Below are 17,941 nucleotides of genomic sequence, written 5' to 3' on the forward strand. Positions count from 1 at the left end.
GGACGACTTCGAAAAGCAACCACGACCGGTGGTTATGGGTCCCTGCTTTCGCAGGGACGACGCTGGAGCGGTGGCCTTGCCACCCTCACAAACCCAACCCTATATTCCGCGCCAGCCGCAAGGCGCCCTCCCGCATATGGCGGGTTCAACTGTCCGGGCTTTCGTGCAAGGATGCCTGCCGAACGTTTCCGTTCCCCCTTCATTCGCCCCGCACATAAAGAGGTTTCCGATGGTCAATCGCATGCAATTCTATATTGACGGCGCCTGGGTCGATCCCGTCGTCAAGAAATCCACGCCCGTCGTCAATCCGGCGACCGAAGAGGCGATGTATGAGGTCGCGCTCGGCTCCAAGGCCGATCTCGACAAGGCGGTTGCCGCCGCCAAGCGCGCCTTCGAGACCTATTCGCAGACCAGCCGCGAGGAGCGCGTCGCGCTGCTCGAAAAGATCGTCGAGGTCTACAAGACCCGCATGAAGGAAATCGGCGCCGCCGTGTCCGACGAGATGGGCGCGCCGCTGCCGATGGCCGAGCGCCTACAGGCCGGCGCCGGCCTCGGCCATATCGCCTCCACCCTGGAAGTGCTCAAGAACTACCACTTCGAAGAGAACGTCGGCACCGCCGTCGTGGTGCGCGAGGCGGTCGGCGTCGTCGGCATGATCACGCCGTGGAACTGGCCGCTCAATCAGATCGCCTGCAAGGTCGCGCCCGCGCTCGCCGCCGGCTGCACCATGATCCTCAAGCCCAGCGAGTTCACCCCGTCCTCGGCGCTGATCTTCGCGGAGATCCTCCATGAAGCCGGCGTGCCGAAGGGCGTGTTCAACCTCGTCAACGGCCTCGGCCCCGAAGTCGGCGCCGCCATGAGCGAGCATCCGGATATCGACATGATCTCGTTCACCGGCTCGACCCGCGCCGGCGTCGATGTCGCCAAGCGCGCCGCGCCCACAGTGAAGCGCGTCAGCCAGGAGCTCGGCGGAAAATCGCCGAACGTGATCCTCGACGATGCCGATCTCACCAAGGCGGTGACCGGCGGCGTGATGCACATGTTCAACAATTCCGGTCAGTCCTGCAACGCGCCCTCGCGCATGATCGTGCCGCTGTCGAAGATGAAGGAAGTGGCCGCGATCGCGAAGGGCGTCGCCGACAAGACCAAGGCCGGCGATCCCCGCGCCGAAGGCACCACCATCGGTCCCGTCGTGTCGCGCATCCAGTGGGACAAGATCCAGGCGCTGATCAAGAAGGGCATCGACGAGGGCGCAACGCTCGTCGCCGGCGGTCCGGGCCTGCCCGAAGGCGTCAACAAGGGCTTCTATGTCCGCCCGACCATCTTCGCTGACGTCACCAACGACATGACGATTGCGCGCGAAGAAATCTTTGGACCGGTGCTGACCATCCTCGGCGCCAAGGACGAAGCCGAGGCGGTGAAGATCGCCAACGACACGCCCTATGGTCTGGCCGGTTATGTCTCGGCTGGTTCGGTCGAGCGTGCCCGCAAGGTCGGTCGCCAGATCCGCGCCGGCAACGTCAATTTGCAGGGCGTTCCGAACGACCGCACCGCGCCGTTCGGCGGCTACAAGCAGTCGGGCAACGGCCGCGAGTGGGGCAAGTACGGCCTGGAGGAATATCTCGAAGTGAAGGCTGTCGCCGGCTTCAACGCGGCGTAAGATCTACGGCGCCCACGCGCTATCAGCGAAAACATGCCGGCTGCCGCAAAGCAGCCGGCATTCTCGTTCAGATAAGAAAAGCCGAACAAGAAAAAGAGGGTGGAAATGAAGAAACTGGCCATCGCGCTCGTCGCGCTGTTATCGCTTGCCGGTTCAGCGCAGGCGCAAACCACCAAGGACCTGCTCGCCGCCTTGCTTGCGAAATGGAACAAGCCGACCGAGCCGTTCAAGATCGTCGATAACGTCTACTATGTCGGCACCGATGGCCTCGCGTCCTATCTGATCACCTCGCCGCAGGGACACATCCTCGTCGATACGGTGATGCCGGAGTCGACCTCGCAGATCAAAGCCAGCATCGAAAAACTCGGCTTCAAGGTCACCGACATCAAATATCTCCTCAACACCCACGCACATATCGATCACACCGGCGGTCTTGCCGAACTCAAGCAGGCGAGCGGCGCGCAGATGGTCGCGGGCGAAGCCGACAAGCCGCTGCTCGAAGGCGGCTACTATCCCGGCGCGAAGGAAGACACGGCACTCCAGTTCCCGCCGGTGAAGGTGGATCGCACTGTGCGCGAAGGCGACACGGTTACGGTGGGCAATGTGACGCTGACCGCCCGCGAAACGCCCGGCCATTCGCCGGGCTGCACGAGCTGGGCCTTCAACGTGAAGGATGGCGATGCCACGCGCTCGGTCCTCATCTTCTGTAGCGGCACCGTCGCGCTCAACCGGCTCGTACCCAACCCGACCTATCCCGGCATCGTGACCGATTACCGGAAGACATTTGCGCGGGCGCAGGACATGAAGGTCGATATCCTGCTCGCGCCGCATCCGGAAATGTACAAGATGCAGGAGAAGCGGGCGAAGATCGCCGACGGCGCGCCCAATCCGTTCGTCAATCCCGGCGAGTTCAACAGCTATGCCGCGACGCTCGAAAAAGCGTTCGAGGACGCGCTCGCCAAGCAGACCGCTGCTGCCCAGGAGAAGAAGGGATAGGATCGTCATTGCGAGCGAAGCGAAGCAATCCAGAGCTACGCGCGCGGCTCTGGATTGCTTCGTCGCTACGCTCCTCGCAATGACGGAGGTTATCCCCCCGGCGCCCCTTGCGTGTTGACATAGAGCGCGTAGATCGACTGGCTCGCGGCCATGAACAGGCGGTTGCGCTTCAGCCCGCCGAAGCAGAGGTTGGCGCAGCGCTCGGGCAGCGCGATGCGGCCGATCATCACGCCGTCGGGCGCGAACACCACGACGCCGTCGAGCTCGGGATCGCCCATGCCCCAGCCGCACCAGAGATTGCCGTCGATGTCGACGCGGAATCCATCCGGCGTGCCGGGCCCGGCGTCGACGAAAACGCGCTTGTTGGAAAGCTTGTCGCCGGAGGGCGCGACGTCATAGGCGAGGATCTTGCGGTTCGGCTCGCCGCGGGATTCGATCACGTAGAGAATCTTCTCGTCCGGCGAAAAGGCAAGCCCGTTCGGCCCCAGTACGCCTTCGGCGACGATGCTGGCTTTGCCGGTGGTGCCGTCGATCCGGTAGACATTGGCGTCGATCTCGGACTCGGCCTTGTAGCCCTCATAATTGCCGAGGAGACCAAAGAACGGATCGGTGAACCAGATCGAGCCGTCGGACTTGACCACGACATCGTTCGGCGAGTTCAGCCGCTTGCCTTCGAAGGAATCCATCAGCACCGTGATCGAACCGTCATATTCGGTGCGCACCACCCGCCGCCCGCCATGCTCGCAGGTGACGAGGCGGCCCTGCCGGTCGCGCGTATTGCCGTTGGCGAAGTTGGAGGGCTTGCGGAAGACGCTGACCGCGCCGGTCTCCTCTTCCCACTTGATGATGCGCTGGTTGGGAATGTCGCTGCACAAGAGATAGCGCCCGTCGCCGAACCACACCGGCCCCTCCGCCCAGCGAAGGCCGGTGGTCAGCCGCTCCACTGCGGACAACTTCAGCCAATACTTCTCGAAGCGCGGGTCGAGCGCATGGATCGCGGGATCGGGATAGTAGGTGGCAGGGCGCCAACAGGCAGCATGGGACGATGCATCGGACATTTGCTGTTCTCGTTGTTGCGTTTCCTCAGGCATGGGTTAGCTATCACTGTCAATCGACGGCCGCAAATGATTGCGATCAAAAACGAGGGATGAGATGCCACGCATATTGATGACCGGTGCCGCCGGCGGAATCGGAACGTCGCTTCGGAAACTGCTGCCGCCGGTCTATCCGGACCTGCTGCTCAGCGATCTCAACACGCCCGCCGGCCTCGGCAAGGACGAAAAGTTCAAGCAGGCCGATCTCGCCGACCTCGCGCAGGTCGAGGCGATCTGCGAGGGCGTTGACGGCATCCTGCATTTCGGCGGCTATTCGGTCGAAGGCACCTGGGACCAGATCCACCAGGCCAATATCATCGGCTGCTACAATCTGTTCGAGGCCGCGCGGAAAAAGGGCGTCAAGCGCGTGGTGTTCGCTTCATCCAATCATGCGGTCGGCTTCTACCCCAGGCATCATCGCATCGGCACCGACGTCACCGCGCGGCCCGACAGCCGTTACGGCGTCAGCAAGGTGTTCGGCGAGGCGCTCGGCGCGCTCTATTCCGACAAGCACGGAATGGGCGTCACGTGCCTGCGCATCGGCAATTTTGGCGAAAAGCCGCTCGATCACCGGCGGCTGGCGATCTGGCTGAAGCCCGAAGACCTCGTGCAGCTCTGCCGCATCGGCCTGGAGCATCCGGATATCAAGTTCGAAATCTTCTACGGTGCCTCCTACAACGAGCGCTCCTGGTGGGATAACCACCGCGCCTACGATCTCGGCTACCGTCCGACCGGCCGCGCCGAGGATTTTCGCGAGCACGCCATGGCCGAGCAGGCCAAGCTCAAGCCTGACCCTGTCGGCGACTTCTACCAGGGCGGCACGTTCTGCGGCATGGAGTTCGACGGCGACACGAGCCGGATCATCGATTGGAAGAAGTGACCGCTCCAGGCGCGTCAGTCGCGTGCGATCCGCCCGAGATAATCCGACTTGCTGTACTGCATGTGATCGACGCATAGCTGCGCGAACGCCCAGCTATCGCGGCCCTTCAGCAGCTCGATCATCAGTTCGTGCTGGCGGCGCGACTGCGCGAGCCCTTCGGTGTCGGCGAGATTCTTCGCGCGCATCGGCAGCGTCAGGTTCATGTAGTCCTGCAACGAGCGGACCAGATAGGGATTGCCGCAGGCCGAGAACAGCGCGACGTGGAAGGCATCGTTCGCTTCGTGGATGCCGCGCAGATCCTGCGCATCGGCCCGTTCGCAATATTGACGCTGCAATTCGGTCAGTTGATCGATCAGACTGTGTGGTGCGGGCAGGGGGATCATCAGCGCCGCCTGCCGCGTCAGCATCTCGCGCACCTCGTAAATCTGGCGCACTTCGTCGGCGGAATAGAACCGCACCGTGGCACCGATGTTCTTCTCGCGCAGCACGATGCCCTGGCGTTCGAGCTGGAACAGCGCCTGGCGCACGAAGTGCCGGCTGGCGCCGTAGCGGCCCATCAGCGTGTCCTCGACCAGTCGCGAGCCCGGCGCGAACCGGCCGAAGATGATATCCTCCTCCAGCCGGCGGATGACCTCGGCTTGCTCCTCCTCGCGCGATGGCGAGGAGACCTCCGGTGATACGGCCTGGGCTCGCATGGACGCTCGCTTTGCGATCAATCGCCTGAAATCAGCACGCGGTGGCGAGTATTGTCAATAATGCTGGGCTTTTTGCCGCACTCGCACCCGGTTCCGCGCTCGGATTATCGAGCATTGACAATAATTGTGCAGCCTCCTTTAGTGAGCGCCAAACGAAGGAAATAAAAAATCATGGCTGACGACGGGCTTCGCAAGGGACTGGCAAGTTACGGCGATGCGGGCTTTTCGCTGTTCCTGCGCAAGGCCTTCATCAAGGCGATGGGCTATTCCGACGACGCGCTCAACCGCCCGATCGTCGGCATCACCAACACCTATAGCGACTACAATCCCTGCCACGGCAACGTTCCCCAGATCATCGAGGCCGTAAAGCGCGGCGTGATGCTGTCGGGTGCGATGCCTATGGTGTTCCCGACCATCTCGATCGCGGAAAGCTTTTCGCATCCGACCTCGATGTATCTGCGCAATCTGATGGCGATGGATACCGAGGAGATGATCCGTGCCCAGCCGATGGACGCCATCGTCGTGATCGGCGGCTGCGACAAGACGCTGCCGGCGCAGATCATGGCGGCTATCAGCGCCGATCTGCCCACCGTCGTCATTCCGGTGGGGCCGATGGTGGTCGGCCATCACAAGGGCGAGGTGCTGGGCGCCTGCACCGATTGCCGCAGGCTGTGGGCAAAATATCGCGCCGGCGAGATCGACGACAGCGAGATCGACGCCGTCAACGGCCGCCTCGCGCCTTCGGTCGGTACCTGCATGGTGATGGGCACCGCGAGCACGATGGCCTGCATCACCGAAGCGATGGGCCTGTCGCTGCCGATGAGCGCGACCATCCCCGCGCCGCATGCCGAGCGTTTCCGCTCGGCGGAAGCGAGCGGCAGGGTGGCCGCCGCGATGGCCAAGGCGAAGGGGCCGAAGCCGAGCGAGTTCCTGACCGCGTCGTCGTTCCGCAACGCGCAGGTCGTGATGCAGGCGATCGGCGGCTCCACCAACGGTCTGATCCATCTCACCGCAATTGCCCATCGCACCAAGCACAAGGTCGATCTCGATGCGTTCGACAAGCTCGGCCGCGAGGTGCCGGTACTGATCGACCTCAAGCCGTCGGGCGAGCATTATATGGAACACTTCCATCATGCCGGCGGCGTGCCGAAGCTGATGAAGCAACTTGGGGATCTCATCGATCTCGATGCGAAGACGATCACCGGTGCAACGCTGCGCGAGATCGTTGCCGGGGCAGAAGAAGTGCCGGGGCAGGATGCGATCCGCTCCAAGGATGATCCGATCAAGCGCGAAGGCGCGATGGCGATCCTGCATGGCAATCTCGCGCCGCGCGGTGCGGTGATAAAACAATCGGCGGCAAGCCCGAAGCTGCTACAGCATACCGGGCGCGCCGTGGTGTTCGAATCCGTCGAGGACATGACGTTGCGGGTCGACGATCCCGCGCTCGACGTCAGCGCCGACGACGTGCTGGTGTTGCGCAACGCCGGCCCCAAGGGCGCGCCGGGCATGCCGGAAGCCGGCTATCTGCCGATCCCGAAGAAGCTGGCGCGCGGCGGTACCAAGGACATGGTGCGGATCTCGGATGCGCGCATGAGCGGTACCGCGTTTGGCACCATCGTGCTGCACATCACGCCGGAATCAGCCGTCGGCGGTCCGCTTGCGCTGGTGAAGAACGGCGACATGATCCGGCTCGATGTAGCCAAGCGCAGCATTGATCTCTTGGTCGACGATGCCGAACTGGAAAAACGCCGTGCGGCGCTAAAACCTGCGAAGACACCGGGCTGGGCGCAGCGCGGCTATGCGCACCTGTTCCACGAAACGATCCTGCAGGCCGACGAAGGCTGCGATTTCGACTTCATGCGCGAGAACGGCAAGTAGGTCGCTTAACCGCGTCGTCCTGGCGAAGGCCGGGACGACAGCTACACGGCTTCTACCGTCCACGCATCGGCCGTGCGCACATAGCGAAACGGCTTGCCGTGGCCGTTCTTGAAGAAACTGCCGGTCAGGGTCTGCGCCATCGATTGCATCACGGCGTCGTGGCAGACGAACAGGATTTCGTCCTGCGGATGGCGGTCGAGCCATTGGCTGATGGAGCGCAGCCCGCGCGAGGCGACGTCGGCCCACGGTTCGGAATCCGCCGGCAGCATGTCGACCAGCCCCTGCGCATTGCTGGCGCCATGCTGCATCATCAATTCGCGAACCGGCCTGCCTTCGAAGCTGCCGAAATTCAGCTCGATCAGGCCCCGATCGATCGTGACGGTCCTGGATGCAATGTTGGCGATGATCTCCGCGGTCTGCACCGCACGCAGCAGGGGACTTGAGACGATGTGGCCAAGTACAACGGCGCGCAACTTCTCCGCGGCGGCATGCGCCTGTGCGATGCCGTCGTCGTTCAGGGGATTGTCGGTATGTCCCTGAAACAGGCCCTGCCGGTTCCAGTCGGTCGCGCCATGGCGCAGGCAGATGAACGAGCGCGGTGGTGTTGTGAACGAATTCATTTCGACTTGCTGGTGAACTTCTTCACCGCCACGCGAAACTCCTCGGTGTGCATGGCGCCGATGATACGGTCCTCTTCGGCATCGAGCTGCTGCCTGGTCGGCGTGGTCGCGGCCTGGTAGATCAGCGATTTGGTGCCGGCGATCGCGGCTGGAGGGTTTTGCGCCAGGCGCTCGGCGAATTGCCGCGTTGCCGCCTTCAGTTCCGTGGCGGGCACCACCTTGGCAACCAGGCCCCACTCGTAAGCCTGCTGCGCGGTGAAGGAGTCTTCCGCCAGGAAAATCTGGAGTGCGCGGCGCACGCCGACGGTGCCGGGGATACCGACGGTGGAGCCGCCATCCGGCGACACGCCGATCTTGGCATAGGCCGGCGTGAACTTGGCGTCTTCCGCGGCGATGCAGAGATCGGTGACGAAGGCGAGCCCCATGCCGGCGCCGGCCGCCGAGCCGTGCACGCTCGACAGCACGATCTTTGGCATCCGCCGCACCGTCTCGATGAAGGCGTGATAGTGCTTCAACAATTCGCCGACCACGGGCGCAATGTTATCGGCTTCTGCCGCGGCGCCGATGGTCTGGAGATCGCCGCCCGCGCTGAAGGCGCGGCCTTCGCCTTCGATCACAAGCACGCGGATGTCGTTATTGGCCTCAACCTCGGCGCCGAGCTGTTCCAGCTTTTGCGCGATCGCAAGGTTGACCGAGTTGAACGCCTGCGGCCGGTTGAGCGTGATGGTCGCGATCGGGCCGTCGATTCGGAGTAGCGCAGGCTCATCTGACATGGGCAGGCCTTGGGGTGAGAGGGCTGGGGCGGGCAGTTAAATCCCAGAAGGAGACAGGTGACAATCCCGGGGAAGTCTGCAAGACTTTCCCGTCACCGTTCGCAGAGCGCACGAGCCGCTCTGTGCCGGGAGGCGACAATGCCTCCATCCGGGAGGGTGCGGCCACGAGCGCCGAAACCCCGGATGAAGCAGGCAAGCACCAACATCGGCGAAGAGGGGGACGTCACCAGCGATGACGGCAGGACCTGTTGTGATCGTCGGCGCGGGCCATGCGGGCTTTCAGCTCGCGGCGTCGCTGCGGCAAAGCGGCTTTGACGGGCGCATCGCGCTGCTCAATGACGAGGGCCATCTGCCCTATCAGCGGCCGCCATTGTCAAAGGCCTATCTGAAGGGAACCGGCGGACCGGATACCCTGATGTTCCGGCCGGAAAAGTTCTATCACGACCAGCACATCGACCTGATCGTGGACCGTGCGGTATCGATCGACCGTGCCGCGCGCAAGGTTGCACTCGCCTCCGGTGCGCCGCTCGCCTATGGCCACTTGGTGCTTGCGACCGGCGCGCGCAACCGCCTGCTGGATATCCCCAACGCCAACCTCGAAGCGGTGCGCTATTTGCGTACGCTCGACGAGAGCGAAGCGCTGCGGCACCGGCTCACGGCGGGCCAGCGCGTCGTCGTCATCGGCGCCGGTTTTATCGGCCTGGAATTTGCCGCGACCGCGCGTGCCAAGGGACTCGAAGTGGACGTGATCGAACTCGGCGTCCGCGTGATGGCGCGTGCGGTCACCGCCGAAATCTCGGAATATTTTCAGTTGAAGCACACCGCCGCCGGTATCCGCATTCATCTCGGCGTGCAGGTCACCAGCATCGAGAGCGACGGCGACAAGGTGACCGGCGTCAGTCTCAATGACGGCCGCCACATCCCGGCTGACCTCGTGGTGGTGGGCGTCGGCGTGTTGCCCAATGTCGAGCTCGCGGCGGAGGCGGGCCTCCCGGTCGCATCCGGCATCATCGTCAATGATCACCTGCTGACCGCGGACGAGAACATTTCCGCGGTCGGGGACTGTGCGCTCTATGCCAGCCACCGTTTCGGCGGCTCGCTGCGGCTGGAGTCCGTGCAGAACGCCACCGACCACGCCCGCTGCGTCGCGGCGCGCCTGACCGGCAAGACCGAGATCTATGACGGCATGCCCTGGTTCTGGAGCGACCAGGGCCCCGACAAGTTACAGATGGTGGGCCTGACCACCGGCTACGACCGCGTCGTCGTGCGCGGCGACCGCGAGCAGGGGCAGTTCTCCGTCTTCTGCTACAAATCCGGGCAACTCGTCGGCATCGAATCCGTCAACCGGGCCGGCGATCACATGTTCGGACGGCGGCTGCTCGGCGCGCATGGTTCGATCACGCCGGAGCAGGCAGGTGATCCCGGCTTCGATCTGAAGAGCGCGCTGACTTGAACCGCCGGCTACGGGTCGGCACGCGGCGGACGACCCGCTGAGAGAAGCGCCTTGACTTCCGCCGCCGTCGGCATTGACGGCCCGGCGCCCATCCGCTGCACGCAAATCGACGCGGCGGTGTTGGCGTACGCCAGCGCATAGGGAATTGTGTTTCCGCTCGCAAGCTGCGCCGCAAACGCGCCGACAAAGCAGTCGCCGGCGCCGGTGGTGTCGACGGCCTGCACCTTGCGTCCCGCGATCGGCAGCGGCTGGCCATCAATCAGCGCTATCGCGCCGCGTTCGCCGAGCGTTACGCAAACGATCTTGTCGCCGGTGCTCAGGGATCTGACAGCCTCGACGAGGCGGGCGGGGTTGCCGGTGCCGGAAAATTCAGTGGCGGTGAGAAAGCCGAGTTCGCTTTCGTTGAGGATGAGGATATCGACGAGATCGAGCAATTCGGCGCTACATGCCATGGCGGGCGCCGGGTTGAGGATTGTCGCTGCGCCTGCCGCGCGGGCACGTTCAAAGAGCGCCAATATCGCGGGCAAGGGAATTTCGAACTGGCTGACCGCGACGTCGTCTTCCGTCAACGAGGCCGCGGCGACATCGTCTGCGTCCACCCTCGCATTGGCGCCGGGCACGACGACGATGGTGTTGTCGGCTTTGGCGACGGTGATGATCGCCGTCCCGGTGTGAGCGCCCGGTGTTTCCTTGACGAGGCTGAGATCGACGCCCTGCGAGCCGAGAAATGCCTTCAGCTCATTTCCGAAGGCATCATCGCCAACCCGCCCGATCAGGCTCGTCGGCACGCCCTGTTTGGCTGATGACACCGCCTGATTGGCGCCCTTGCCGCCGGGGAAGTACAGCACCTGCCTGCCCGCAACGGTCTCGCCGATTTTGGGATGCCGCTCTGCGGTCGCCACCACATCCATGTTGATGCTGCCGGCGACGAAAACCCGCCCCATGCCGTCCCCCGTGCGGCGCTATTCGGCTGCGACCTGAAACTCTTGTCTCACGGCTTCGATGTCGGCAGTCGTCGGCAACCCCGCTTCGTTGCCGAGCTTCTGGATTTTATAGGTCGAGGCGGCGCGCGCAAACTCGAAATGCTGCTGCCAGTCCTTTTCGGGATGCGCAAGGTAGGAATAGACATAGGCGCCGTGGAAGACGTCGCCGGCGCCGTTGGTGTCGATCACGCGATGGCGCGGGATCGGCAATGCGGGCAGGCGCTTCACCTCGCCGCGCTCGTCGTACCAGAGCAGGCCGTGCTCGCCCATGGTGACGCCGCCGATGCGGCAGCCGCGGCTCTTCAGGTAATCGAGCATGCTGTCGGGCGTCTTGTCCATTTGCTCGCACAGCCGTTCGGCGACGATGGCGACATCGATGAATTGCAATAGTTCGTGTGTATTGGTGCGCAGACCACCGCCGTCCAGCGAGGTCAGGATGCCGGCCTCGCGGCACAGCTTTGCATAGTGGATCGCCGCATCGGGCTGATGGCCGTCGACATGCAGCACGCGGCAGCCCGTCATGTTCAGGACCGGAAAGGGGTGGATGTGCTCGTCGTCGCGGCAGCGCACGATCGCCCGCTTGCCGTCCTTTGGCATGATGAAGGAGAGCGAAGAGGTCTTGACCTTCCGCGGATGGATCGAGATGCCGTATTTGGTCGCCATGTCCTGAAACATCCGGCCGAGCCAGTCGTTGGCAATGGTGGCGATCAGGTCCGGCTCGACGCCGAGCTTGGCGCAGCAGAAGGCCGCGGTCACCGCATTGCCGCCGAACGACACCGCATAGTCGGAGGCGACGTGTTTCTCGTCGCCGGTCGGCATGTGGTCGGTGATGAAGGTGACGTCGATATAGGTCTGTCCGATAAAGAGAGCCTGCATTCGTCTTCCATGGGCTGAGGGTGGTCCCGCCCGGCGCTAACAGATTAGCACCGCTTATCGCCGTTGATCGCTGAAAATATTCGCAAAACCTGCCGTCTTTATGTCTTGAGAAGGCCGTGCCGGCGGACTACCACCAATGCGACGCATTGCCGGAAAGGCATAACGCGCGGCCGGGCGCTTTGGTTTCCGGCCCTTTGGCGTCCACAGGGGGGAAGCATGACCGTCTATTCCGGTCCCGTGTTCGACATGGCGGTAAGCCAGTTCAACGTCATCGCCAATCATCTCGAAATACCGATGGACGAGCGCGAGCGTATCCTGATGCCGAAGCGCTCGGTCACCGTGTCCTGCCCGATCCACCGCGACGACGGGACGGTGGCGGTGTTCGAAGGCTATCGCGTGCAGCATCATCTCACCATGGGCCCGACCAAGGGCGGCACGCGCTTTGCTCCCACCGTCGACATCGGCGAGGTCGCAGCGCTCGCCATCTGGATGAGCTGGAAATGCGCGCTGGCGGGGCTGCCTTATGGCGGCGCCAAGGGCGGGGTGAATGTCGATCTCTCGACCATTTCCAAACGCGAGTTGGAGGCGCTGTCACGCCGCTACATGCAGGAGATGATTCCCTTCGTCGGACCGCACACCGACGTGATGGCGCCCGACATGGGCACCAACGAGCAGGTGATGGCCTGGTTCATGGACACCTATTCCATGTACCAGGGGCAAACCGTGACCGAGATCGTCACCGGCAAGCCGGTAGCTTCCGGCGGCACGCTCGGCCGGCGCGAGGCGACGGGGCGCGGCGTGGCCTATCTTGCCAGGCGCGTGATGAAGGAGCTTTCGATCAATCCGGGCACTGCCAGCGCCGTGATCCAGGGATTTGGCAATGTCGGCTCCTATGCCGCGCTGGAATTGCATCAATACGGGCTGAAGGTGATCGCGGTGAGCGACCATACCGGCGCGCTCCACGATGCGAATGGCCTCGATATTCCGGCCCTGATGCGGCATGCGACGAGCCATGGCAGCATCGCCGGCTTCTCCAATCAGCTTCACTTCGACCCCGCTCAGATCCTCACGCTGCCCTGCGACGTGCTGGTGCCGGCGGCCCTGGAGCGCGTCATTGATGCAAAAATTGCTGAAAATTTGAAGTGCCGGATCCTCGCCGAAGGCGCCAACGGGCCGACCACGCCGGAGGCAGACATGGTGCTCGACAAGCGGCGCAACGAGATTTTCGTGATCCCGGACATCCTCTGCAATTCCGGCGGCGTGGTCGTCAGCTATTTCGAATGGGTGCAGGATCTCCAGCAATTGTTCTGGGAGGAGGAGGAGGTGACGACGCGCGAATACAAGATCCTCGATCGCGCGTTCGACACGATGATGAAGCGGGCCAATGCCGACAAGATCCCGCACCGCACGGCAGCGATGGCGGTCGGCGTCGAAAAGGTCCGCGCCGCCAAGAACACGCGGGGACTGTTTCCGTGATCACAGGTCTGGACCACGTCGTCGTCCTGGTCGCCGATATCGAGGCCGGGACGGCGGCCTACCAGACGCTGTTTGCGCGCGCGCCGTCGTGGCGCAACGGCGATGATGGCGCCGAGCGCGTGATGTTCACGCTCGACAATGTGACGCTGGAATTGATGGCTCCGAGCCGCGGCGGTGGCGCCAACGCGGACCGCATCCGCACCGTGCTGAGAGAGCAGGGCGAGGGTCTCGCCAGCATCTGCTTCCGCACCGGCGACATTGCCAAAATGCATCGACGGCTCGACCGGCTGACACTGAAGCCGGAGCCGGTCAGTGAAACGGAGAGCCGCGACGCCGCCAGCGGTGCGACCATGTCATGGAAACGCACCCGTGCGGCGACATCGGCGACGCGCGGCGTACGGATGTTTTTCCTCGAACTGGCCAAAGAGCGCCCGCTGTCGGTGCGGACCACGCCGGCGTCGATCACTTCGATGGACCATATCGTGGTCTCGACCTCCGATCCCGAGCGTGCCGCCGCGCTCTACGGCGCACGGCTCGGGCTCGACATGGCGCTCGACCGCTCGCATCCTGATTGGGGCCGGCTGATGTTCTTCCGCTGCGGCGATCTGATCGTCGAGGTCACGCACCGGCCGGGCAAGCATCCCGATGCGGATCGCGACACGCTGTGGGGCATGACGTGGCGTGTCGCCGACATCGATGCGACCCGCGACCGGCTCGTCGGGTCCGGCGTCGACGTCTCCGAAGTGCGCAACGGCCGCAAGCCCGGCACGCGGGTGATGACCGTGAAGAGCGGCACCTGCAACATTCCCACCCTGCTGCTGGAGCGTTCGCCGAAGCCTGCATGACAAGGCCGCGCCGCGCGTGCTACATCGAACGACAGGCACCCCTCGAGCGACAGATTTGGCCAAGCGACCCCCCGTCAAGCGAAAGCGAACCCTGAAATGGCAGCGCGACCCCGAGGGCATGCGGCTGCGCATCCTGGAGGCTGCCAAGCAGGAATTCTCCGCCCATGGGCTCGCCGGCGCGCGGATCGACCGGATCGCGGCCAAGGCCGGCGCCAACAAGCGCATGCTGTACTATCACGTCGGCAACAAGGAGGACCTGTATCTGACGGTGCTCGAAGGGGCCTATGAAAAGATCCGCGGAGAGGAGCGCCAGCTCGACCTCGAACATCTCGATCCGCCCGAGGCGATCGAGCGGCTGATCGAGTTCACCTGGAATTATTTTCTCCGCAACCCCGAATTTTTGGCGCTGCTCAATACGGAAAACCTCGCCAGGGCAAAGCACCTCAAGCGCTCCACCAAGGTCAAATCCATGCATTCGCCGTTCGTGGAGATGATACGCACGGTGGTGACCCGCGGCGTCGAGAGCGGCGATTTCCGTGTCACGGTCGATCCGGTGCAGCTCTATATCTCGATCGCGGCGCTGTGCTTCTTCTACCTGTCGAACAGCGCGACCCTTAGCGTGATCTTTGGCCGCGATCTCCTGACAAAGGAGGCGAGGGATGAGCGGCTGGCGCACATGGTGTCGCTCGTGCTGGCCGCATTGACGGGAAAATCGACCGCGTTGTTCGACAAGCCCAAGGCGCCGAGCCTGCGCGCGCCTGCACATCATACCGCCTGAACCGTCGTCCCGGCGAACGCAGGGACCCATCGAATTTTGCGGCAATTTGCCTTCCGAAAACCCGCTGGACAGTATTTATCCAACGGGTTAATTCTTGCCCCGAAAAGACGACCAGCCGGGGAGAGAAGCGTGGCCGAATTGAAGGCCCAAAGCGGCATATCGAAAGCGCTGAACGCGGCGTGGGTGCGGCCGTTCCTGTTCCTGATCTTCATCGTGGTGCTTTGGGACGTCACCATCCGCGTGTTCCAGATTCCCGCCTATCAGATCCCCTCGCCGGGTGACGTGGTGGCGGTGCTGCGCACCGAATGGCCGGAATTGCTGCGCCAGTCCTGGCCGACCACCTATGCGACCATCTGCGGTTTTCTGCTGTCGGCCGTGTTCGGCATTCCCGTCGCGATGCTGATCGCGGGATCGAAGACGGTGGAGAGTTACATCTATCCGCTGCTGGTGTTCTCGCAGTCGGTGCCGAAGATCGCGATCGCGCCGCTGTTCGTGGTGTGGTTCGGCTTCGGCATCATTCCGAAGGTGATCTCGGCCTTCCTGCTTGGATTTTTCCCGGTCGTCGTTTCCGCCGTGCAGGGTTTCAAGTCGGTCGACCCTGACATGGTTGATCTTGCCCGCGCGATGCAGGGCAGCCGGTTCAAGGTGTTCTGCGCCGTCAACCTGCCGCATGCGCTGCCCGCGATTTTTTCCGGCCTGAAAGTTTCAGTCACGCTTGCGGTGGTCGGCGCTGTCGTCGGCGAATTCGTCGGCTCCAATTCCGGCATCGGCTATGTGATGCAGCGCTCGATCGGCACCTTCGATCTGCCGACCATGTTCGCGGCGCTGGTGATCCTGGCGCTGCTTGGCGTGGTGCTGTTCTGGGCGGTCGACCGGATCGAGCGCCTCGTTATTCCGTGGCACGTCAGCCAGCGCGACGACATCATTTTTGCCTCGTAGTGAGAAGCGGAATGCAAGCCAAACCGTCATTGCGAGCGCAGCGAAGCAATCCATCCATCCGAGCGTGACGCCATGGATTGCTTCGTCGCTTCGCTCCTCGCAATGACGAAAAACAACAAAGAGTAAGCAAGGGAGAGAGACCATGATGAAATGGATTTTGGCTGCGGTAGCGACGCTGGCGTTCGCCGCCCCGGCGGCAGCAGCCGACAAGGTCGTGCTGATGCTGAACTGGTATGTCTATGGCGAGCACGCGCCGTTCTATTACGGCAAGGCCAAGGGCATCTATGCCGCCGAAGGCATCGACCTGGAAATCCAGGAAGGCCGCGGCTCGGCTGCGACCACGCAGGCGGTTGCGGCGAAGACCGCCAATTTCGGCTATGTCGACGTGCCCACCATGATGCGCGCGGCGGTGAAGGGGGCGCCGATCATCGCAACCGGCGTGCTGCTTCAGACCAGCCCGATGTCGGCGATGGGTTTTGTCGAGAAGAACATCAAGAAGCCCGAGGACATCAAGGGCAAGACGGTCGCGATCACGCCAGCCGACTCGATGACGCAGATCTGGCCGCTGTTCCTCAAGAAGACCGGCCTGAAGGAAAGCGACTTCCAGACGGTGGCCGGCGACGGCCAGACCAAGCTGAACGCCGTCATCAATGGCCAGGCTGATCTCTTGCTCGGCTATGTCATGGATCAGTCGATGAAGATCAAGGACGCCACCGGAAAGGACGTCAACGCGATCAAGTTCGCCGACTACGGCATCAACATGATCTGCTCGGGCATCGTTGCCAATACCGACTTCGTCAAGGGCAACGCCGACCTCGTCAAGCGCTTCATGTCGGCAACGACCAAGGCGGTGGAAGCGGCTGAGAAGGACCCGAAGGGCGCCGCCCAGTCGATCCTCGACGCCAACCCGAAGGGCGGCAAGATCGAAACGCTGACCCAGGGTTTTGAGCTGACCATCCCGCTCTACCGCACGCCGGAAACCAAGGGCAAGCGTCCGTTCCAGGTGACCGACCAGAACATGACGGACAGCGTCAACCTGATGGTCGAATATGGCGGGCTGGACGCCAAGGCCAAGGACAACCCGAAGGCGTTCTACACCAACGACTACCTGCCGCAGAGCGGCTCGTGAAGGACGGCTGAATGACTTCGGCGACACGAATGAATGCGGCCACCCAGCCAGGCGCCCATCTGCGCCTGGTGCAGGATCGGGCCGGCAGCGGCACGCCGGGGATCAAATTGTCCGGCGTGTCGAAGACCTACCGGTCGCGCGACGGCGATGTGCCGTCGCTGCGGCCGCTGGATTTCCACATCAACGAAGGCGAGTTTTTTGTCGTGGTCGGCCCGTCCGGCTGCGGCAAGTCCACGCTGCTGAAGATGATCTCCGGCCTGCTTGCACCATCGACCGGTGAAATCCTGGTCGAAGGCGAGCCGGTGACCAAGCCGCATGGTAATGTCGGCATCGTGTTCCAGAACTCGCTGCTGCTGCCCTGGCGCAACATCCTCTCCAACGTGATGCTGCCGATCGATATGAAGCAGTTGCCGCGCGACAAATATCTGCCGCGGGCGAAAGAGCTGCTGAAGATGGTCGGGCTCGAGGGCTTTGAGAAGAAGCTGCCGTGGCAGCTCTCGGGCGGCATGCAGCAGCGCGCCTCGATCTGCCGGGCGCTGGTGCATGATCCAAAGATCATGCTGATGGACGAGCCGTTCGGCGCGCTCGATGCCATGACGCGCGAGCGCATGAACGTCGAATTGATGCGGATCCAGCGCGAGACCGGCAAGACGGTGCTGCTGATCACGCACTCGATTCCGGAAGCGGTGTTTTTGGCCGACCGCGTGCTTGTGATGACCGAGCGCCCGGGCGCGATCGCCGCGATCTACGATGTGCCGCTGCCGCGGCCGCGCTCGCTCGATGCGATGGCCGATCCGGCCTTCACCGAGCTGGTGCAGCGCATCCGCAAACATTTCTTCACGCAAAGCGCGCTGGATTAGAGTCTC

The 17,941-nt window shown here is 63.3% G+C and carries 17 protein-coding genes; 11 read left to right on the forward strand and 6 right to left on the reverse strand.

Features of this window, described 5'->3' with window-relative positions:
* Nucleotides 1-229: 229 nt before the first annotated feature.
* Both JQ628_RS19750 and bla read left to right on the forward strand, forming a co-directional pair.
* Nucleotides 230-1,660, forward strand: coding sequence for an aldehyde dehydrogenase family protein (locus tag JQ628_RS19750; RefSeq protein ID WP_212224659.1), 1,431 nt, complete (start codon nucleotides 230-232; stop codon nucleotides 1,658-1,660).
* Nucleotides 1,661-1,765: 105 nt separating this feature from the next.
* Nucleotides 1,766-2,656 carry a subclass B3 metallo-beta-lactamase gene (gene bla / locus JQ628_RS19755; RefSeq protein ID WP_212224661.1) on the forward strand — a complete coding sequence of 297 codons (891 nt, stop codon included), beginning with the start codon at nucleotides 1,766-1,768 and terminating at the stop codon, nucleotides 2,654-2,656.
* Between the two features lie 89 nt (nucleotides 2,657-2,745).
* Here the strand turns inward: bla and JQ628_RS19760 are convergent, their stop codons facing one another.
* Nucleotides 2,746-3,714 (reverse strand): SMP-30/gluconolactonase/LRE family protein, encoded by a 969-nt coding sequence (locus tag JQ628_RS19760; protein ID WP_212224663.1) that lies wholly within the window; start codon nucleotides 3,712-3,714, stop codon nucleotides 2,746-2,748.
* Between the two features lie 94 nt (nucleotides 3,715-3,808).
* On the opposite strand from JQ628_RS19760, the gene JQ628_RS19765 reads away from it, so the two are divergent.
* Nucleotides 3,809-4,630, forward strand: a complete 822-nt coding sequence (locus JQ628_RS19765; protein ID WP_212224665.1) for an NAD-dependent epimerase/dehydratase family protein — start codon at nucleotides 3,809-3,811, stop codon at nucleotides 4,628-4,630.
* A 14-nt stretch (nucleotides 4,631-4,644) separates the two neighbouring features.
* Here JQ628_RS19765 and JQ628_RS19770 read toward each other — a convergent pair whose 3' ends face one another.
* Nucleotides 4,645-5,325: a GntR family transcriptional regulator gene (locus JQ628_RS19770; RefSeq protein WP_212224666.1), complete on the reverse strand. Its 681-nt coding sequence runs from the start codon at nucleotides 5,323-5,325 to the stop codon at nucleotides 4,645-4,647.
* Between the two features lie 171 nt (nucleotides 5,326-5,496).
* Between JQ628_RS19770 and JQ628_RS19775 the strand changes: the two genes are divergently transcribed.
* Nucleotides 5,497-7,203, forward strand: coding sequence for an IlvD/Edd family dehydratase (locus JQ628_RS19775; RefSeq protein ID WP_212224667.1), 1,707 nt, complete (start codon nucleotides 5,497-5,499; stop codon nucleotides 7,201-7,203).
* A gap of 41 nt (nucleotides 7,204-7,244) precedes the next feature.
* Here the strand turns inward: JQ628_RS19775 and JQ628_RS19780 are convergent, their stop codons facing one another.
* Together JQ628_RS19780 and JQ628_RS19785 are read right to left on the reverse strand one after the other, a co-directional pair.
* Nucleotides 7,245-7,823 carry a histidine phosphatase family protein gene (locus tag JQ628_RS19780; protein WP_212224668.1) on the reverse strand — a complete coding sequence of 193 codons (579 nt, stop codon included), beginning with the start codon at nucleotides 7,821-7,823 and terminating at the stop codon, nucleotides 7,245-7,247.
* Complete coding sequence (locus JQ628_RS19785) at nucleotides 7,820-8,596, reverse strand: enoyl-CoA hydratase/isomerase family protein (RefSeq protein WP_212224669.1); 777 nt, start codon at nucleotides 8,594-8,596, stop codon at nucleotides 7,820-7,822. Before JQ628_RS19785 ends, JQ628_RS19780 begins: the two co-directional genes overlap by 4 nt.
* A 232-nt stretch (nucleotides 8,597-8,828) precedes the next feature.
* Here JQ628_RS19785 and JQ628_RS19790 point away from each other — a divergent pair, with 232 nt between their 5' ends.
* Nucleotides 8,829-10,049: an NAD(P)/FAD-dependent oxidoreductase gene (locus JQ628_RS19790; protein WP_212224670.1), complete on the forward strand. Its 1,221-nt coding sequence runs from the start codon at nucleotides 8,829-8,831 to the stop codon at nucleotides 10,047-10,049.
* Nucleotides 10,050-10,057: 8 nt separating this feature from the next.
* Here the strand turns inward: JQ628_RS19790 and JQ628_RS19795 are convergent, their stop codons facing one another.
* Both JQ628_RS19795 and JQ628_RS19800 read right to left on the reverse strand, forming a co-directional pair.
* Complete coding sequence (locus JQ628_RS19795) at nucleotides 10,058-10,993, reverse strand: ribokinase (protein ID WP_212224671.1); 936 nt, start codon at nucleotides 10,991-10,993, stop codon at nucleotides 10,058-10,060.
* An 18-nt stretch (nucleotides 10,994-11,011) separates the two neighbouring features.
* Nucleotides 11,012-11,908 (reverse strand): sugar kinase, encoded by an 897-nt coding sequence (locus tag JQ628_RS19800; protein WP_212224672.1) that lies wholly within the window; start codon nucleotides 11,906-11,908, stop codon nucleotides 11,012-11,014.
* Between the two features lie 216 nt (nucleotides 11,909-12,124).
* Here JQ628_RS19800 and JQ628_RS19805 point away from each other — a divergent pair, with 216 nt between their 5' ends.
* The 6 genes from JQ628_RS19805 (at nucleotide 12,125) to JQ628_RS19830 (ending at nucleotide 17,935) form a co-directional block, all read left to right on the forward strand.
* Complete coding sequence (locus tag JQ628_RS19805) at nucleotides 12,125-13,384, forward strand: Glu/Leu/Phe/Val family dehydrogenase (protein ID WP_212224674.1); 1,260 nt, start codon at nucleotides 12,125-12,127, stop codon at nucleotides 13,382-13,384.
* Entirely contained in the window at nucleotides 13,381-14,229 is an 849-nt protein-coding gene (locus tag JQ628_RS19810; protein WP_212224676.1) for a VOC family protein, read from the forward strand. The genes JQ628_RS19805 and JQ628_RS19810 overlap by 4 nt, the downstream gene beginning before the upstream one ends.
* A gap of 118 nt (nucleotides 14,230-14,347) precedes the next feature.
* Nucleotides 14,348-15,007, forward strand: a complete 660-nt coding sequence (locus JQ628_RS19815; RefSeq protein WP_212224833.1) for a TetR/AcrR family transcriptional regulator — start codon at nucleotides 14,348-14,350, stop codon at nucleotides 15,005-15,007.
* A 129-nt stretch (nucleotides 15,008-15,136) separates the two neighbouring features.
* Nucleotides 15,137-15,946 (forward strand): ABC transporter permease, encoded by an 810-nt coding sequence (locus JQ628_RS19820; RefSeq protein WP_212224678.1) that lies wholly within the window; start codon nucleotides 15,137-15,139, stop codon nucleotides 15,944-15,946.
* A 142-nt stretch (nucleotides 15,947-16,088) separates the two neighbouring features.
* Entirely contained in the window at nucleotides 16,089-17,075 is a 987-nt protein-coding gene (locus tag JQ628_RS19825; protein WP_212224680.1) for an ABC transporter substrate-binding protein, read from the forward strand.
* An 11-nt stretch (nucleotides 17,076-17,086) separates the two neighbouring features.
* On the forward strand, nucleotides 17,087-17,935 hold the full coding sequence (locus JQ628_RS19830; protein ID WP_433996146.1) for an ABC transporter ATP-binding protein: 849 nt from the start codon (nucleotides 17,087-17,089) through the stop codon (nucleotides 17,933-17,935).
* Nucleotides 17,936-17,941: the final 6 nt, after the last annotated feature.

The sequence above is a fragment of the Bradyrhizobium lablabi genome, from assembly GCF_018129385.1.
Classification (GTDB): domain Bacteria; phylum Pseudomonadota; class Alphaproteobacteria; order Rhizobiales; family Xanthobacteraceae; genus Bradyrhizobium; species Bradyrhizobium lablabi_C.

Coding starts and splice junctions, on each gene's coding strand:
- JQ628_RS19815 (WP_212224833.1), top strand. CDS start 14,348: ATGCGGCTGCGCATCCTGGAGGCTGCCAAGCAGGAATTCTCCGCCCAT.
- JQ628_RS19760 (WP_212224663.1), bottom strand. CDS start 3,714: ATGTCCGATGCATCGTCCCATGCTGCCTGTTGGCGCCCTGCCACCTAC.
- JQ628_RS19800 (WP_212224672.1), bottom strand. CDS start 11,908: ATGCAGGCTCTCTTTATCGGACAGACCTATATCGACGTCACCTTCATC.
- JQ628_RS19790 (WP_212224670.1), top strand. CDS start 8,829: ATGACGGCAGGACCTGTTGTGATCGTCGGCGCGGGCCATGCGGGCTTT.
- JQ628_RS19795 (WP_212224671.1), bottom strand. CDS start 10,993: ATGGGGCGGGTTTTCGTCGCCGGCAGCATCAACATGGATGTGGTGGCG.
- JQ628_RS19750 (WP_212224659.1), top strand. CDS start 230: ATGGTCAATCGCATGCAATTCTATATTGACGGCGCCTGGGTCGATCCC.
- JQ628_RS19830 (WP_433996146.1), top strand. CDS start 17,087: ATGACTTCGGCGACACGAATGAATGCGGCCACCCAGCCAGGCGCCCAT.
- JQ628_RS19775 (WP_212224667.1), top strand. CDS start 5,497: ATGGCTGACGACGGGCTTCGCAAGGGACTGGCAAGTTACGGCGATGCG.
- JQ628_RS19805 (WP_212224674.1), top strand. CDS start 12,125: ATGACCGTCTATTCCGGTCCCGTGTTCGACATGGCGGTAAGCCAGTTC.
- JQ628_RS19770 (WP_212224666.1), bottom strand. CDS start 5,325: ATGCGAGCCCAGGCCGTATCACCGGAGGTCTCCTCGCCATCGCGCGAG.
- bla (WP_212224661.1), top strand. CDS start 1,766: ATGAAGAAACTGGCCATCGCGCTCGTCGCGCTGTTATCGCTTGCCGGT.
- JQ628_RS19765 (WP_212224665.1), top strand. CDS start 3,809: ATGCCACGCATATTGATGACCGGTGCCGCCGGCGGAATCGGAACGTCG.
- JQ628_RS19785 (WP_212224669.1), bottom strand. CDS start 8,596: ATGTCAGATGAGCCTGCGCTACTCCGAATCGACGGCCCGATCGCGACC.
- JQ628_RS19780 (WP_212224668.1), bottom strand. CDS start 7,823: ATGAATTCGTTCACAACACCACCGCGCTCGTTCATCTGCCTGCGCCAT.
- JQ628_RS19825 (WP_212224680.1), top strand. CDS start 16,089: ATGATGAAATGGATTTTGGCTGCGGTAGCGACGCTGGCGTTCGCCGCC.